The organism is Agrobacterium fabrum str. C58 (genome assembly GCF_000092025.1).
Classification (GTDB): Bacteria; Pseudomonadota; Alphaproteobacteria; order Rhizobiales; family Rhizobiaceae; genus Agrobacterium; species Agrobacterium fabrum.
Genome location: NC_003062.2, coordinates 2,211,815 through 2,229,064 on the forward strand (window position 1 = coordinate 2,211,815; position 17,250 = coordinate 2,229,064).

The window sequence follows — 17,250 nt, forward strand, 5'->3', positions numbered from 1 at the left end:
CAGGCAATGGCATCGCCATGCAGAAACGGCGGCCGAAGGCCGCCGCTTATGACGCTTCGTCCCGTCGCTTCACGTCTTCCGCGTCGAGAAAGCCGCCCGATTGCCGCGCCCAAAGCTCCGAATAAAGCCCCCCCTGTGCGACAAGCTCAGCGTGGCTCCCTTCTTCCACGATAAGCCCCTGATCCATCACGATCAGCCGGTCGAGAGCGGCAATCGTCGACAGGCGATGGGCGATGGCCAGCACCGTCTTGCCCTGCATCAGCTCGTCCAGATTGCTCTGGATCGCCGCCTCCACCTCCGAATCGAGCGCTGAGGTCGCCTCGTCGAGCACGAGGATCGGCGCGTCCTTCAGCATCACGCGGGCAATGGCGATGCGCTGACGCTGGCCGCCGGAGAGCTTCACGCCACGTTCGCCCACATGCGCGTCAAAACCCGTGCGGCCGCGCTGGTCCTCCAGCCTTGTGATGAAATCATCCGCCTTGGCCCGACGCGTCGCCTCAATCAATTGCGCTTCTGTGGCATCCGTGCGGCCGAACATGATGTTGTCTCTGATAGAACGATGCAGCAGGGATGTATCCTGCGTAACCATGCCGATATGGGCGCGCAGGGATTCCTGGCTGACACGGGCTATATCCTGCCCATCGATCAGGATACGGCCTTTCTCGACATCGTAAAACCGCAGGAGCAGGTTGACGAGCGTGGATTTGCCGGCGCCGGAGCGGCCGACGATGCCGACCTTTTCACCGGCCCTGATCTCGAGGTTGAGATTGTCGATGACGCCATTCGCCCGCCCGTAATGGAAGCTGACATTCTCAAAACGGATGCTCGGCTTCTTGACCTCAAGCACCGCCGCGTCGGGCGCATCAACGAGACCGATCGGCTGCGAGATCAATTCGGCGGCATTCTGCACCGTGCCGAAATTGCGCATGATTCCGTTGAACTGCGTCATCAACCGCCCGAGCAGGAAGTTGAGGCGCAGTACCAGCGCCAGCGTGAAAGCCACCGCACCGGAGCTGATCTTGCCGGACAGCCACAAATCGATACAGAGCGCCGCCATGGAGGTGATCATCACGCCCGATAGCAGCGCCATGGAGGCGCGCACGCCGGTGATGAACCGCGTAAACTTCATCGTCGAGGTCTGGAAAATATCGAAGCCCTGACGCATGTAGCGATCATTGGCGTCGTCGCGCCCGAACAGCCGCAGCGTCTGGATATTGCTATAGGCATCCACCATGCGGCCTGACAGCATCGAGGCGGCTTCCGCCGTCTCCTTTGAATGATGGCGGATGCGCGGCACGAAATACCGCGCCAGCAGCGAGAAGATCGCTACCCAGACGACGACGAGAACCGCAAGCCGCCAGTCCAGCCCGCCGATCAGGAACAGCATTGAAACCGAATAGATACCGACGAACCACACACTTTCCATCAGCGAGGTGACGAGATCGCCCGCCGCCTGCCCGCCGGACCAGACCTTGGTGACGATGCGGCCGGAAAAATCATTCTGGAAAAAGGTCAGCGATTGCCGCGCCACATGCATATAGGATTGCCAGCGCACCAGATTGTAGAAACCGGGCGTAATGATCTGCTGGTCCACCAGTGCCGTGATCATAGTGACGATAAACCGCACAACGCCGATCAGCACCAGCATGCCGACGAGTTCCCCGCCATGCGCCGCAAGCAGCCCCGCCCAGCCCTCATCCGGTTTCACCGTCGAGAGAATATCGACAAGCCGCCCGACGAACCAGAACAGCGCCGCCTCGATGGCCGCCGTCAGCCCGCCGAGCACCAGCATCGCGAAAAACGGTGCCTTGGCCTGCGAGATATAAAACCAGATGAAGGCGAATGTGCTTTCAGGCGGCCGCAAATCGTCCTTGCGGGCGAAGGGCTTTATCCAGTTCTCGAAATACTCGAAGATGCGGGTAATGACCATGATCCGGGTATAGGCGGATTCCCCACTCGGGAACAGCCGCAGCGGCTTCGGGGAAAGATTATATTTCGGTAACGTCAGGAAAATGAAAGAGGGCGGAGAATGTTCCCCCGCCCTCTCGTTTTCCTTATTCCGCAGCCACTTCCGCCCCGTGGTCGGCGATGAAGCCGCCGGACTGACGCCGCCACAGGTCGGCATAGATGCCGCCCATCGCCGCCAGTTCCGCATGGCTGCCCGCCTCCACGATCCGGCCCTTGTCGAGGATGATGAGCCGGTCCATTTCGGTCAGCGTCGAAAGGCGGTGGGCGATCGCGATCACCGTCTTGCCCTCCATCAGCGAGAACAGGTTCTCCTGGATCGCCGCCTCGACTTCGCTATCGAGCGCCGAGGTCGCCTCATCAAGCACCAGGATCGGCGCGTTCTTGAGGAAGACGCGGGCAATCGCGATGCGCTGGCGCTGGCCACCGGACAGCTTGACACCGCGTTCGCCCACCTGGGCATCGAGACCCTGACGACCATGCATGTCGACAAGCGTTTCGATGAAGTCCCAGGCGTTTGCCCGCTTCGCCGCCGCGATCACCTGCTCGTCGGTGGCCTCGGGATGGCCATAGGCGATGTTGTCGCGGATCGAACGGTGCAGAAGCGAGGTATCCTGCGTCACGACGCCGATCAGCTCGCGCAGGCTGTCCTGCGACACCTTGGAAATATCCTGCCCGTCAATCGTGATCCTGCCGCCTTCTAGATCATAGAAGCGCAGAAGCAGGTTCATCAGCGTCGTCTTGCCCGCACCCGAACGGCCGACAAGGCCAACCTTCTCGCCCGGCTTGATGTCGAGCGTCAGCCCGTCGATCACGCCCTTGTTCTTGCCGTAGTGGAAGCGGACGTTGTCATAATGGATTGCACCCTGCGGCGCTGCAAGCTCAGGCGCTTTCGGAACGTCGACAATATCATGAGGCTTCGTCATCATCGACATGCCGTCATAGACAGTGCCGATATTTTCGAACAGCGACGTGACTTCCCACATGATCCACTGCGACATGCCGTTGACGCGCATGGCAAGGCTGATGGCGATGGCGACCGAACCGGCCGTCACCGAACCCTGCATCCAGAAATACAGCCCAAGCGTTGCCGTGGAAAACAGCACCACGGCATTGTTGAGGTCGATCAGGATGTTGAAGCCGGAAATCTTGCGCATCTGGCGGTGAACCGTGCCGAGGAACACATTCATGCCCTCACGCGCATATCTTTCCTCACGCCCCGCATGGGAAAACAGCTTGATCGTCGAGATATTGGTGTAGCTGTCGACGATCCGTCCCGTCATCATCGAGCGTGCATCGGCCTGTTCTTGCGCCAGCCGGCCGAGTTTCGGCACGAAATAGGCAAGGATCGCCATATAGATACCGAGCCAGATCAGCAGCGGGATCACCAACCGCCAGTCCGCCGCCGCGACCATGAACAGCATCGAGACGACAAAGCTGATCGCATAGACGAAGACGTCGATCACCTTCAGCGCCACTTCGCGGATCGCCAGCGCCGTCTGCATTACCTTGGTCGAAACCCGGCCCGCAAACTCGTTGGCGAAAAAGTTCATGGAGTGGCGCAGCAGGAAACGGTGCATTTTCCAGCGCGCGATCATACCGAAATTGCCGGCAAGCGTCTGGTGCATCGTCATGGTGTGGATCGCGCCCATCAGCGGCAGCAGGAATAGCACCAGCCCCGCCATGACGATCAGATGCCAGCCTTCATCGGCAAAAAACGTCTCGCGATTGGCCGTGGAAAGCCAGTCGACGATATTGCCGAGGAATTTGTAGAGCATGGCTTCCGCAATGGCGATGCCCATGGACATCAGGCCGAGCAGCAGCAGCCACGGCCAGGCGGGTTTCACATAATGCCAGATGAACGACAAAAGCGTCTTCGGCGGCACATCAGGCGTCGAAGAGGGAAAAGGATCGAGGCGTTTTTCAAACCAGCCAAACATAGGCCAAGCTCCGGCAATCAATCGTTCCATCGTGACATGGTGAGCAGACACAAATATGGCTCACGACGGAACGGAAAAGTCTTTGGACATGGCCGTAACAGCCACATGACGAATCGAGAAATGGGAAACGCGGTTGAACCGCGGGGCAACACCTAGGCCAGCAGCAGCACTACTGGGGCCGGGAGGCGAATACGAATGTCATTTGGCATGAAAACCTCCCTTGGCTGGTGTTGAAGATATGGCCTTGTAGCGCAAAAATTAAGCAATGACCAGTCGGAAAGATACCGATGCGCGCGAAAACTCAAGATTGTGTCCGGTAGCGCAAAGGGGCGTATTACCCGCAAAGGTTTCCGCCCGTCGACTGCCGTGATGCTCTGTCCTATTCGGCTGCGTCCTGCGCCTGACCACTCTCATAGTCCGTGATCAGCTCGGCCATGCCGGCCTGCGTGTGACGCTTCAGTTCCCGGCGATCGCTGGGCTGCGGCGCGAAGGTGACGGTGAGGCCGGTGTCCCTAATCGTGCCGATGGCGAAGGATGCACCGGACAACATGCGCACGCCCTCATGCAACCACAGCGGATCGGTGGCGAAATGCTGGCCGATGCCGACCACCACCGGAATGCCCTGCCAGTGCGACATACGGTCACAATGGATATGACCCGCCAGAATGCCGATGACATCATGTTCGAACAACAGCTCGTCCAGAGCCTCGGTATCGTCAAACGACAGGGATTCCCATTCCGCCTCGGGACGGTCGAAATCCAGCGCCGGCGCATGGTGCATCACCAGCAGCTTCGGCAGTTCAGGATGATTTTCGAGTTCTTCCTCCAGCCATTCGATCTGGCCGGGTTCGAAAGCGCCACCGACTTTGCCCGGAACGCTGGTGTCCATGACGATGATGTGGATACCGGCAATCACCTCGGCATGGTCATACGGCTCGTCCACGCCCTCATGACGGTCGAGCATGACAGGGTAAAACCCGTCGCGACGGTCATGATTACCGAGCGCGAAAAGCACAGGCGCATCCAGTTCCGCCTCAGCCATCAGCCGCTTGAGTTCCTCATAGCTGCCGGCATCGCCCCGGTTGGTCAGGTCACCGCTGACGACGATGAATTCCGGTGGCGGCACCAGCGCCTTTACCTGCGCGAGCGTGGCTGACAGCGTGGCCGAGGTCTCGGAATAAAGATCATCATCCTGCACCTGCGGATTGCCGATATGCAGATCGGTCAGATGGACGAAATTCACCCGGTCGGACATGGCTTTTTTCCCGTTTTGCTAGGCACAGAAATCCCATCCGAAACCGCCCTCGGACACTCCCGGACCTTTTGATTTCTCTGACGATAGGTTGGTTATTGGGTAGCCTGCCTATGTGTCATGCGAATGAACATCCGTCGACCAACGGTCTTAAAAAGGCACTTTTCCCAGCCGCATCTGTCACAGGCTATTCACCCGTGATAATCGGTCCGACAGTCCCGAATGCGAAGAGAAAACCATGCCCGACACTCTGCCTGAAACAGGGCCCAACATCAGGATCGCCCTCTACCAGCCCGATATTCCCGGCAATACCGGCACCATCCTACGGCTGGCCGCCTGTCTTGGCCTCGGCGTCGACATCATCGAGCCTGCCGGCTTCGATATTTCCGACCGCAATCTCAAACGGGCGGGCATGGATTATATTGCGGCGGCGGCTTTGACGCGCCATGTCAGCTGGGATCGTTTCGAGGAGTGGCGGGCCAGCACCGGTCGCCGCCTCGTTCTCGCCTCCACCAGGGCCGCGCTGCCCTATACCGACATCACCTATCGCGCCGATGACATCCTGCTGTTTGGCCGGGAAAGTGCCGGCGTGCCTGATCATGTGCATGACAAGGCGGATGAGCGAATCATCATCCCGATGGTGGCCGGACAGCGCTCGATCAACGTCGCCATGTCGGCGGCGATGGTCACTGGCGAAGCCCTGCGCCAGACGGCATGGTCGTGACCTGCCATCTTTGCAGCCAATTTTTCAGGCAAATATGAAAATTGACCGCTTTTACCGCGAAACTGTCGCAACCCGGCCTGTACGGTGAGCATTCACGCTCCTATACTGATTAGCCGGACAATAAAAATCGCTCTCGCCGGGACCGTGCGCCGGCGGGTGTGAGGAGACGTCGCATGCAATCCACAATTGTCATCGTCAACCTTCTCGGCGCCGTTGCGCTGCTGCTCTTCGGCCTTGCCCAGGTGAAGGATGGCGTCACCCGTGCCTTCGGCATGAAACTGCGAAGCGTGCTCGCTACCGGCACCCAGAACGGCCCGCGCTCGTTCTTTTCCGGCTTCTTCGCCACCGTCGCCCTGCAAAGCTCGACGGCGACGGCGCTGACCGTCGCCTCCTTCGCCGAACGGGACCTCATCAAGCCGCGCATGGCGCAGGTGGTGCTGCTTGGCGCCAATGTCGGCACCGCCGTTACCGCCTGGATTGTTGCGGCCGGCGTCGAATGGCTCTCGCCGCTGCTGATCCTTGCCGGCATTATCCTGAAAAAAGGCAGTTCCAATGCCAGACAGGGTGGCGGAACCGCCGTCATCGGCATCGGCCTGATGCTTCTGTCGCTGCATCTTCTGAGCGGCGCCACCGAACCGATGCGCGCTTCGCCAGCGCTAGGCGTCTTCATCGGCCTGCTGGATGGCGCATGGCCTGTCGCGCTGATCTTTTCCGCCGTGCTCGCCTTCGTCTCCTCCTCCAGCCTTGCCGTCGTGGTGCTCATCCTGTCGCTGACAGCCACTGGCACCTTGTCTACCGGCCTCATCATCGTTCTCATTCTCGGCGCCAATCTTGGCGGTGCCATTCCGCCCGTCATCGCCACGCTCTCCGGTCCGGCATCGGCGCGTCGCATCACCATCGGCAATCTCGTCGTGCGCACCATCGGCTGCCTGATTGCCATGCCGCTCGCCTCCTATGGCGCAACGTATTTGCAGCAATTGCCGCTTTCGCCCGCCAAACTGCCTGTTGATGCGCATCTCATCTTCAACCTCATTCTGGCGACACTCGCCTGGCCCTTCTCCGGCCTGATATCCGATTTGATGGCTAAGCTGGTGCCCGGCGATCCGAAAGCAGAAGACGGCCCGAATTTCCTCGACCAGCAGGCGCTGGACGTGCCGGTCGTGGCGCTTGCCAATGCCACCCGCGAAGTCCTCAGCGTCGGCGACAGCATCGAGCGGATGCTGATCCGCGCCGAAAACGCCTTCAAGCACAATGATCTGGCGCCGCTTCAGGAAGTGGCCCTGCTCGAAAAGAAGGTCGACCGCCGCCAGCAGGAGGTGAAGGTCTATCTTTCGCAACTGGGCCGCAAGGGACTGACCGACGAGGAAGCGCGCCGTTCGATCGCCATCATCGATTATGCGATCAATCTCGAACATATCGGCGATATCATCGAAAAGGGCATTTGCGAGCAGATCCGCAAGAAGGTGCTGAACAGCTTCAAATTTTCCGACGACGGCTATGAGGAGCTGAAAACCCTGTTCGACATGACCATCGAGAACCTGCGTGCTGCCCAGAGCATTCTGGTAACAGGCGATTTCGAGCTTGCCCGCCGGTTGATGGAAAGCAAGGTGGATATACGCCGCCTCGAAAAACAGTCCTCCAACCGCCATCTGGAGCGGCTGCGTGACGGGCTGGCGGAAAGCATGCAGACCAGTTCGCTGCATCTAGACATGCTGCGCGACCTGAAGCGCATCAACGCCCATATCGTGACGGTGGCACATCCCATTCTGGATGAAAGCGGCGTGCTGATCGAAAGCCGCCTGCGTTACGCCGAACCGCGCGCCTGAGCATTTCGAGGAAAAGCGGCCCTGGTTTTCCGTCCGGAAACACACGAACGCTCTAAAACTCAATCGGCCGAGGGCAGCCGCCGCATGGTGAATTCGATGCGGTCGCCTTCCAGCTGCCGCCAGCTTTCCACTTCCGTCCAATAGGCCGCCTTCGGAAAGCTGTCGAACCATTCGCGCGCCTTGGCGCGGGCTTCCTCGCGGCCGAGACAGAAGGTCTGGCGCACGAACATGCCGTCGCGTTTTTGTTCGCCGCCGGCGCTTTCGCGTTCCCTGCGATGATTGGCGATCCTGCGCTTCAGCCCGTCGAGGGGCGGCAGTCCGGCAAATTTCGTCATGATATTCACCTCTGGCACCTACATCGATAGAGATAGTGTCCGCATGTGAACTTGGCGAGTCGAATTTGTGCATGAAGCCGGCACCTGCTAGACGCGACAGGGAATCGACTTCTAAGGAGACTTTGCATGGAACGGCCAATCTTGCCGAAGGGCTTGCCCGAGGACATTGAAGACAAGAAGGCCGTTGCCCAGGCGTGGTTCCAGCATCTGCGCGACACCATCGTCGCCTCCTTCGAAACCCTAGAAGACGAACTCACTGGCCCGCTTTCCGATCAGGAGCCTGGTCGCTTCGTGCAGAAGGACTGGCTGCGCGACAATGGCGAGGGCGGCGGCGGCAAGATGTCGATGATGGAAGGTCGCGTCTTCGAAAAGGTCGGCGTGCACACCTCCACCGTCTATGGCGAATTCTCGCCCGAGTTCCGCAAGCAGATACCCGGTGCGGAAGAAGACCCGCGCTTCTGGGCCTCCGGCCTTTCGCTTATCGCCCATCCGGTCAATCCCAATGTGCCGGCCGTGCACATGAACACCCGCATGGTCGTCACCACCAGCCATTGGTTCGGCGGCGGTGCGGATCTGACGCCGGTGCTCGGCCGCAGGCGGACACAGCAGGACCCGGATACCCAGCTGTTCCACCGCGCCTTCGAGATTACCTGCAACCGTCATCCGATCGCCGATTATCCGCGATACAAGAGCTGGTGCGACGAGTATTTCTTCCTGAAGCACCGCGACGAGCCGCGTGGCACCGGCGGCATCTTTTTCGACTGGCTGCACCCTGACGAGGAGAAAGGTGGCTGGGACGCCAATTTCACCTTCGTGCAGGATGTCGGCCGCGCCTTCAACCTCGTCTATCCGAAAATCGTCCGCGCCAATTTCAACCAGAACTGGACGGAAGAGGACCGCGACGAGCAGCTCATCCGCCGCGGCCGCTACGTGGAATTCAACCTGCTTTACGATCGCGGCACGATCTTCGGTCTGAAGACCGGAGGTAACGTCGAATCAATCCTGTCATCGCTGCCGCCGGTGGTGCGCTGGCCTTAAAAAACCTCACGAAAATTTGACGCTTATCAGCCATTTGGTCGCAAATAGCGCAAATTAGGACTTATGGAAAAATCAAGGCAGTGGTAGTCTCCTCCCGCAGACGTACTGGAGGAGCTATCGTCATGATTACTTCAAACAGCATGCCTATTTCCGCTTCCCCCGAGGGAGCATCGCAATCCATCGATACCCCCGAATTGATTGACCGCCTGGCCGCGGAAATGCGTGCTACGGGTGATCGCGAACTGCCGCATTCCTTTTATGTCGAACAGGTAAAACGCACGCTGGCCGGAAAGACGGTGAAGCGCGCCGATAATGACGAAATGCCTCGTACAAAAATCCCGGCAGCTGGAACTTCCTCTGTTTTCCAGTGCTGGGCAATGCCCGAATAGGGGCCTGAACAGGGCGGACGCCACTCTGGAACATAAGCGGCGAACGTTCGTTTCTTGTCGGAGGGACAGCATCACATCAATGCTGTCCCTCACTTGAACAGGGAGGCAAGACCATGAGACTTTTTGAATGTGGAACGCTTGTTCCCGGTTGTGCCTGGCACACCCGCGCAGACGATGACGCGGAGGTGGTGCGCCGTACCGTGGATCATATGCGCTCAGCCCACGGTGAAACCATCATCCGCGAAAACATGATCGAAAACATCAAATCCCGCATCCGCGACGAGGCAAATGCGGCCTGAGCCGCAAAGCAGCCCTCGCCGCGACTTCAATTCTCGAGCATATCCTTCAGCCGGGCGGTCAGCGCTGCCCGGTCGAGTGAGAAATTGACGTCGATCCACTTTTCTTCGAGGCTTTTCAGCACCTCGCCTACCTTCGGACCAGCCTCGACGCCGGCGGCCATCACATCGGCACCGCTCAGCGGAAAACCCGGCTTGCGGAACTTCTCTGCCCTCGTCAGCAACGTCGAAAGGCGCGCGACTTTGTGCATGGCCGTATCGCCGGCTGAGAGATCGGCGCGAGCCGAAGCAAGCGCAAGTTTCAATCGTGTCTTCACGGCCTCGACACCCTGCCGGTAAAGCAGGCGGTCCAATGCCGTTTCTTTCATCTCCGGATCGACGGCAGGGGCAGAAGCCCAATGCGTAAGATAAGCCGCCTCGGCCTTTGACAGCCTGAGGCGGGCTGCAAGCGCAGCGAGCCTCTCCCTGTCGGGCGGAACGATGGCGGCAAGCCGCAGCATCGGATCAGCGGCCCAACCAAGCGCCTGCTCCGTCGCCACCAGCCCGTGAATGGCATCAATGCCCCATTTTTCCGTCTCGGGAAGAATTTCCGAGAGAACACCCGATTGCCGCATCCACAGGAGTGCGCGGGATGGGTCGCGGGCAGAAATCAGTTTCTTCGTTTCGCTCCACACCCGCTCAGCCGAAAGCGTTCCAAGCTTGTCCTTGGCCCGCGCACTCGCCCGCAAACCGTCGGCATCAGGGCGGCCTGAACCATAATGGGCGAAAAAGCGAAAAAACCGCAGGATTCGAAGATAATCTTCCGAAATCCGCATCGCCGCATCCCCGATGAAGCGCACCGTGCGGGTTTCCACATCCGCTAGACCATCGACAAGGTCGATGATCTCACCCTTTTCGTTAGCGTAAAGGGCGTTGATGGTGAGATCCCGCCGCTCGGCATCGGTCTGCCAGTCCGTGCCGAAGGCCACCTGGGCATGGCGGCCATTTGTCTCGACATCGCGGCGCAACGTCGTCACCTCGAAACCCTCGCCATCGATCACCAGCGTCACCGTGCCGTGTTCGATGCCTGTTGGCACCGACTTGATGCCCGCGGCCTTCGCCCGCTCAACAACCACATTAGGGGTCACCGTCGTCGCCATGTCGACATCGACAACCGGCAAATCCATCAGCGCATTGCGCACCGCGCCGCCGACGATCCGCACCTCGCCGCCATCGGCATTCAGAAGCGCGAAGATACGCTTGAGCGCCGGTTTTTCGAACCAGTCCTGCCCGGCAAGGCTATTCATGTATAAAACCTCTCGTAAATCGTTCGTACGATGCCCGCGGTAATGCCCCAAATGTAACGTTCGCCATAGGGCATTTCGTAGAAAAACCGCTCCTTCCCCTGAAAGATGCGGCTGCCGCGCCCGTGATTGGCCGGGTCCATCAGGAAGGACAGCGGCACCTCGAAAACCTCGTCAACTTCAGTGGGATTAAGCGTCAGGTCAAAACCGGGGCGGACGACCGACAGCACCGGTTTGATACGAAATCCCGTCCCGGAAATGTAATCCGGCAGCCGTCCAACCGTTTCTACGAAAGACCGCGACAGGCCGATTTCCTCTTCGGTCTCGCGCAACGCCGCCTCTTCAGGCGTGCGGTCCTCGGCATCGATGCCGCCGCCCGGAAAGGAAATCTGACCGGAATGCTGACGCAGCGTTGCCGTGCGTTGGGTGAAGATCACCCGCGCATCGTTGCCATCGTCGATGACAGGTATCAGCACGGCGGCATCCTTCAGCCGGATGCCGTTGCCAGAAAGCACCACGCCCGGATTGAGCACATGGTCGCCATTTTCCCGCTCGGCCACGCCCTCACCTTCCTGCAGCACCCGGCGGCGGAAATCGCTGGCGGTAAAACCTTTGAGTGTCGTCATTGTCATTGCGAAAGCCGTTCCAGTTCCTTGGCCGGCATCACTGGAAAGATCACCCCGCCCGAGCGCACCGCGAACATCTCAACCCCATCCACGGCGACCACCTCGCCAAGTGCCACGAGATCATACATCACGGCCCGAGAGACGAGCGCTTCCAGCCGCCCGCGCACCAGAATATAGGGCTTCAATTCGCGGTTCTCACCGAAAATCTCGAAGCGCAGCGGATGCTCCGGTCCCGCCTCCACCACATCGCCGACATTGGTGCGAAAGGTGAGCAAAGGCTCGCCGTCCTCCTCCCCCGCAGTCGCCTTCATCTCCACCGCCACGAACGGCGCATCCACCACGCGGATGCCGACTTTTTCCACAGGAGTTACGAGATAGGTTTTCCCATCCTCATCCTTGCGCAGAACCGTGGAAAACAGCCGCACCAGCGGTGCCCTGCCGATGGGGGTGCCGAGATAGAACCAGGTGCCATCGGCCCGGATTTCCATGTCGAGATCGCCGCAAAAAGGCGGATTCCAGCGCTCGACCGGAGCCGGTCCGCGCTTGGCGTCACCGGTCTGTTCGGCAGCACGGGAAATCATCGCCGCAAGCCCTGCCGCATCATCAGCCGAATTTATCGTCTCCGCTGCCATATTCGAGTCTCGCTTTGCCGATAAGGAAATACTAAGTCACGACATAGTCATTCGAATGGCGCTTGTCAGCGGCCAAGAGAGCAATAAGCTATATGCAGCGCAAAATCCGTTCCGACCTGCTACCAGCAAACCGGGATGCGACTGTGAGAGCGGCGAAGGTATGAGGAGAGCGACATGGGCGTGATGAATACCGGCGAAACCCTCGATGAAAAGGCCATCGTCGCCTCGGCCGAAAAGGCGCTTTCCGACATAGCGGCCATCCGCACGGAAGTCTCCAAGGTGATCTTTGGTCAGGAAAAAGTGGTGCAGAACACGCTTCTCGCCATCCTTTCCGGCGGCCATGCGCTGCTCGTCGGCGTTCCCGGCCTCGCCAAGACCAAGCTCGTCACCACGCTCGGCACCGTCCTCGGCCTCGATGCCAACCGCATCCAGTTCACGCCGGACCTGATGCCCTCGGATATTCTCGGCTCCGAAGTGATGGATCAGGATGAAAACGGCCGCCGCTCCTTCCGCTTCATCAAGGGCCCGATTTTCGGCCAGCTGCTGATGGCCGACGAAATCAACCGCGCCAGCCCGCGCACGCAATCCGCACTGCTGCAGGCCATGCAGGAATACCACATCACCATGGCCGGCCAGACCTATGAGCTGCCGAAGCCGTTCCACGTTCTTGCCACCCAGAACCCGCTGGAACAGGAAGGCACCTATCCGCTGCCCGAAGCCCAGCTCGACCGTTTTCTGCTGCAGGTGGACGTCGATTATCCCGAACTGGCCGCCGAACGCCAGATTCTGCTCGACACGACAGGCACCGCCTCGGGCGAAGCGCGCCCGGTGATCGGCGCAGAACGCCTGATGGAAATTCAGGCCCTCATCCGCCAGATGCCGGTCAGCGACAAGGTTGTGGATGCGATCCTGTCGCTCGTCCGCTCCGCCCGCCCCGGCCATGGCAATAAACTCACCGACAAAAATGTTGTCTGGGGCCCGGGTCCGCGCGCCGGCCAGTCGCTGATGCTGACGGCCCGCGCCCGTGCGCTCTACGAAGGCCGGCTCGCCCCGTCGCTGGACGATGTCCATGCCTTGGCCGAACCGGTGCTGGAGCACCGCATGGCGCTGACTTTCGCGGCTCGTGCCGAAGGCATGTCGGTGCGTGATGTCATCGCAGCCCTTGTGGAACAGGCGAAGAATTAAAAGACGCGAACCTAACCTTTCGCGAAAGGAGTGCCTGTGGCATCCATCGGCCAGATCGTAGACAAGACGCCGGGTAGCGAAGTTCTGGCGCGCGCGCGCCAGCGGGCCGCCCTGGTGCCGGACTGCATGGTCGAGGCAAAACGCATCGCCAACACCGTCACCGCCGGCTGGCACGGCCGCCGCAAACGCGGCATCGGCGAAAATTTCTGGCAGTTCCGCCCCTATGCCGAAGGCGAAAGCCTCTCGCGCATCGACTGGCGGCGCTCGGCCCGCGACGACCATACCTATGTGCGCGACCGCGAGTGGGAAGCGGCCCACACCATCTGGCTGTGGGCCGACATGTCACCGTCGATGATGTTCAAATCCACCCTCGGCTCCGTTTCCAAGGAAAGCCGGGCGCTGGTGCTGATGCTGGCGCTGGCGGAAATCCTGGCGCGCTCCGGCGAGCGCATCGGCTGCCCCGGCATCATGGAACCGGTCTCGGCCAGAAATGCCGCCGAACGGCTGGCCGCCGCCATCATGCATGCACCGCTGACCTCAGGCATGCCAGACACCTCCATGATCCGCGGAGCAAGCGACATCGTCCTGATCGGCGATTTTCTCGATGATGCGAAAAACGTGATGGAGCGGATTTCGCCGCTCGCGCGGCGGGGCCTGCGCGGCCATGTGGTGGAAATCGCCGATCCGGCCGAAGAAACCTTCCCCTATTCCGGCCGCACCGAATTCAGCGATCCCGAAACAGGCGAAAAACTCGTGTCCGGCCGCGCCGAAACCATTCGCGAGGATTACACCCGCGCCTATCTCGCAAGACGTGAGGCGCTGTCCTCATCGCTTAGACGTCTCGGCTGGAACTTCGTGTTCCACCGCACCGATCATCTCGCCTCCGAGGCGCTTGTCGCCGTTCACATGTATCTTTCCGGCGCGCCAGCACAGGGCGGTGGGCACCGATGAGCGCATTGCCTTTCGTTTTCACCAGCCCCTACATCCTCTTCGGCTTACTGGCGTTGCCCGCCATCTGGTGGCTGCTGCGGCTAACCCCGCCGCGCCCCAAGGCGGAGGTTTTTCCGCCGCTGAAGATTCTGGCGACGGTGCTGAAGCGCGAGGAAACGCCGTCGAAAAGCCCGTGGTGGCTGACCCTGCTGCGCATCGCGCTCGCCGCCGCCGTGATTTTTGCGCTGGCGGACCCCGTGGTGAATCCGCGCAACAACAGCATTGCCGGCTCCGGCCCGCTGGTGCTGGTGGTCGACAATAGCTGGGCCTCCGCACCCGACTGGGAAAGACGCGTGGCAACCGCCCAGGCCCTGATCGGCGATGCGGAACGGGCCGACCGCCCCGTCTCCATCAGCTTCACCGCCGATGCCGAACATGATGCCGTATCGGGAACGACAGCCGTGGCGCTGGACAAGCTTGCCGCCGCCAAGCCGAAACCGCTGGTTCCCGACCGCGCGCGCACGGCCGAAGCCATTACCGAAGCGCTGAACGGCACGGCCCCCGGCACGCTTGCTTATATTGCCGATGGCGTTCAGACGGCGCAGGATGAAAGCGCAATGAGGACGCTCGCCAGCCTCTCGCCTGCCGAATTCCGCATCGTCAGAGGTGACGGTAAAGCCGTCGCCGCCATTACCGATGCTACCAACAATGCCGATGCCATGAGCGTTACGCTTTCACGGCTCGATACGGCGCAAGCGGCAAGCCTCACCGTCAATGCACAGGACAGCCAGGGCCGCATTCTCGCCAACGGCACCGCCAGTTTCGCGCCCGGCGCGGCCGAAACCACGGCCACGGTGGAAGCGCCCTTCGAACTGCGCAACGATTTCGCCCGCCTCTCCATCGAAGGCGTGTCGACGGCGGGTGCGGTACATCTTCTGGATGACGGTTTCCGCCGCCGCCGCGTGGCGTTGCTGGCCGGTGAAACCGGCAATGATTTCCAGCCGCTGCTGCAGCCGCTTTATTATATCAGCCGCGCGCTTCAGCCTTTTGTCGATCTCATTCCGCAGCGGCAGGCCGATCTGGCGCAGGCCATCCCGGAAATCCTGCAATCAAACCCATCCGTCATCGTCATGGCCGATATCGGCCGCCTGCCGCAGGAAACCTATGTGCCGCTGCAACGCTGGCTCGCCGGCGGCGGCACGCTGATTCGCTTCGCCGGACCGCGCCTTGCCGCAGCCCCCGCCGATGATCCGCTGGTACCGGTAACGTTGCGCCAGGGTGAGCGCGCACTCGGTGGCGCGCTCTCCTGGGCAGAACCGCAGCCGCTTGCCGATTTCCCCGCTTTCGGCGCCTTCGCCGGCATGCCTAAAGCTGATGGCATTCTCGTCAAACGCCAGGTTCTGGCCGAGCCGACGCCGGATCTGGCTGAGCGCACCTGGGCAAGCCTTGCTGACGGCACGCCGCTCGTCACCACCCGCAACGTCGAGGCCGGCCGCATCGTGCTCTTCCATGTCAGTGCCGAAGCCAGCTGGTCGGACCTGCCGATCTCAGGCCATTTCGTCGATATGCTACGCCGTATCGTACAACTCTCGAAGGCCGGCGGCGCGTCCGCCTCCGCCAATGCGCCCGCTACGGCCCTTCCCCCCTTCCGCCTGTTGACCGCAGAAGGCGCAATGTCTGCGGAAATCGGCACCGCCCGCCCGCTCGAAATGCGCGCCGGCCAGCCGCCCCGCACCGGTTTCGACAATCCCCCCGGCCTTTATGGCACAGAGGATGGCTTCGTGGCTCTCAATCTCCTGCCCGCAGGTGCGACGCTGCGCCCACTCGACACATCCGCTGCCGGTGTCAGCACGACAAACGAAGCGCTGATCGGCGAAACCGCGAAATCGTTACGCCCCGCCCTCTTCATCGCCGCCTTCATGATGCTGATTGCCGACAGCCTGATCGTGCTCTTCATGAACGGCGCCTTCGCGCGCCTGCCGAAAGCCCGCAGCGCGACGGTCGCCACCCTGCTTCTGGCGCTTGGCGCCTTCGCCGCAATGTCCCCAACAGACGCGCGCGCCGATGACCCCAAACCGGGCGACGAGCAGATTTTCGAGCGGCTGGACACGACCCATCTCGCTTATGTCCGCACTGGCGAGGACGATGTGGACCGCATTTCCGAACAGGGTTTGCAGGGGTTGAGCGAATTCCTCACCTGGCGCACGACGCTGGAACCCGGCCAGCCGGTCGGTCTCGATATCTCCAAGGATGAATTGTCGTTTTACCCGATCATCTACTGGCCGGTATCGGCAACTGCCCCCATGCCGTCGAGCGCCGCCATCTCACGCATCGATGCCTATATGCGCGCCGGCGGCACCGTGCTGTTCGATACACGCGACCAGTTCTCCTCGCTCGACATCGGCGCGACCAGCGCCAATGGCGAGCGCCTGCAGGCGATCCTCGCCAATATCGATATCCCGCCGCTGGAACCCGTGCCGGAAGACCACGTTCTGACGCGATCCTTCTATCTGCTCACCAATTTCCCCGGCCGTTACAACGGTTCACCGCTCTGGGTGGAATCGCGACAGGGCGCGGCCAAGACCACCTCCGGCCTCTCCTCCTCCGGCGACGGCGTGACGCCGATCATGATAACGGGCAATGATTTCGCCGGAGCATGGGCCGTGGACGCGCAGGGCGCGCCGGTTTTGCCCACAGTGCCGCCGGATGAGATGCAGCGCGAACACGCCTTCCGCTCCGGCGTCAACATCATGATGTATATGCTGACCGGCAACTACAAGGCCGATCAGGTTCACGTTCCCGCACTTCTCGAACGGTTGGGGCAGTGAC

Annotated in this window: 15 protein-coding genes; 8 read left to right on the forward strand and 7 right to left on the reverse strand. The window is 60.9% G+C overall.

The annotated features are described in order from the left end of the window. Positions 1-46 precede the first annotated feature (46 nt). The 3 genes from ATU_RS10935 to ATU_RS10945 form a co-directional block, all read right to left on the reverse strand. Complete coding sequence (locus ATU_RS10935) at positions 47-1,930, reverse strand: ABC transporter ATP-binding protein (RefSeq protein WP_010972168.1); 1,884 nt, start codon at positions 1,928-1,930, stop codon at positions 47-49. Between the two features lie 124 nt (positions 1,931-2,054). After that, positions 2,055-3,905, reverse strand: coding sequence for an ABC transporter ATP-binding protein (locus ATU_RS10940; RefSeq protein WP_010972169.1), 1,851 nt, complete (start codon positions 3,903-3,905; stop codon positions 2,055-2,057). Positions 3,906-4,284: 379 nt separating this feature from the next. Further along, on the reverse strand, positions 4,285-5,160 hold the full coding sequence (locus tag ATU_RS10945; RefSeq protein WP_010972170.1) for a phosphodiesterase: 876 nt from the start codon (positions 5,158-5,160) through the stop codon (positions 4,285-4,287). Positions 5,161-5,395: 235 nt separating this feature from the next. Here ATU_RS10945 and ATU_RS10950 point away from each other — a divergent pair, with 235 nt between their 5' ends. Next, positions 5,396-5,881, forward strand: coding sequence for a tRNA (cytidine(34)-2'-O)-methyltransferase (locus tag ATU_RS10950; RefSeq protein ID WP_006311191.1), 486 nt, complete (start codon positions 5,396-5,398; stop codon positions 5,879-5,881). Between the two features lie 173 nt (positions 5,882-6,054). Then, positions 6,055-7,707: a Na/Pi cotransporter family protein gene (locus ATU_RS10955; RefSeq protein ID WP_010972171.1), complete on the forward strand. Its 1,653-nt coding sequence runs from the start codon at positions 6,055-6,057 to the stop codon at positions 7,705-7,707. A 59-nt stretch (positions 7,708-7,766) separates the two neighbouring features. Here the strand turns inward: ATU_RS10955 and ATU_RS10960 are convergent, their stop codons facing one another. Further along, complete coding sequence (locus ATU_RS10960) at positions 7,767-8,042, reverse strand: hypothetical protein (RefSeq protein WP_006311198.1); 276 nt, start codon at positions 8,040-8,042, stop codon at positions 7,767-7,769. A gap of 126 nt (positions 8,043-8,168) precedes the next feature. Between ATU_RS10960 and hemF the strand changes: the two genes are divergently transcribed. From hemF to ATU_RS10975, 3 genes are all read left to right on the forward strand, one after another. After that, on the forward strand, positions 8,169-9,080 hold the full coding sequence (gene hemF, locus ATU_RS10965) for an oxygen-dependent coproporphyrinogen oxidase (protein ID WP_010972172.1): 912 nt from the start codon (positions 8,169-8,171) through the stop codon (positions 9,078-9,080). A 122-nt stretch (positions 9,081-9,202) separates the two neighbouring features. Further along, entirely contained in the window at positions 9,203-9,469 is a 267-nt protein-coding gene (locus tag ATU_RS10970) for a hypothetical protein (RefSeq protein WP_006311201.1), read from the forward strand. Between the two features lie 113 nt (positions 9,470-9,582). Continuing rightward, positions 9,583-9,768 (forward strand): DUF1059 domain-containing protein, encoded by a 186-nt coding sequence (locus tag ATU_RS10975; protein ID WP_006311202.1) that lies wholly within the window; start codon positions 9,583-9,585, stop codon positions 9,766-9,768. Between the two features lie 26 nt (positions 9,769-9,794). On the opposite strand, the gene ATU_RS10980 is transcribed toward ATU_RS10975, so the two are convergent. The 3 genes from ATU_RS10980 to ATU_RS10990 are packed head-to-tail and all read right to left on the reverse strand — an operon-like array spanning position 9,795 to position 12,306. Continuing rightward, positions 9,795-11,051, reverse strand: a complete 1,257-nt coding sequence (locus tag ATU_RS10980; protein ID WP_010972173.1) for a CCA tRNA nucleotidyltransferase — start codon at positions 11,049-11,051, stop codon at positions 9,795-9,797. Beyond that, positions 11,048-11,680, reverse strand: coding sequence for an NUDIX hydrolase (locus ATU_RS10985; protein WP_010972174.1), 633 nt, complete (start codon positions 11,678-11,680; stop codon positions 11,048-11,050). Before ATU_RS10985 ends, ATU_RS10980 begins: the two co-directional genes overlap by 4 nt. Next, on the reverse strand, positions 11,677-12,306 hold the full coding sequence (locus tag ATU_RS10990; RefSeq protein WP_010972175.1) for a DUF1285 domain-containing protein: 630 nt from the start codon (positions 12,304-12,306) through the stop codon (positions 11,677-11,679). The genes ATU_RS10985 and ATU_RS10990 overlap by 4 nt, the downstream gene beginning before the upstream one ends. A 174-nt stretch (positions 12,307-12,480) precedes the next feature. Here ATU_RS10990 and ATU_RS10995 point away from each other — a divergent pair, with 174 nt between their 5' ends. The 3 genes from ATU_RS10995 to ATU_RS11005 are packed head-to-tail and all read left to right on the forward strand — an operon-like array spanning position 12,481 to position 17,249. After that, positions 12,481-13,491: an AAA family ATPase gene (locus tag ATU_RS10995; RefSeq protein WP_010972176.1), complete on the forward strand. Its 1,011-nt coding sequence runs from the start codon at positions 12,481-12,483 to the stop codon at positions 13,489-13,491. A gap of 36 nt (positions 13,492-13,527) precedes the next feature. After that, positions 13,528-14,442, forward strand: coding sequence for a DUF58 domain-containing protein (locus tag ATU_RS11000; RefSeq protein WP_010972177.1), 915 nt, complete (start codon positions 13,528-13,530; stop codon positions 14,440-14,442). After that, entirely contained in the window at positions 14,439-17,249 is a 2,811-nt protein-coding gene (locus ATU_RS11005) for a DUF4159 domain-containing protein (protein WP_010972668.1), read from the forward strand. Before ATU_RS11000 ends, ATU_RS11005 begins: the two co-directional genes overlap by 4 nt. Position 17,250: the final 1 nt, after the last annotated feature.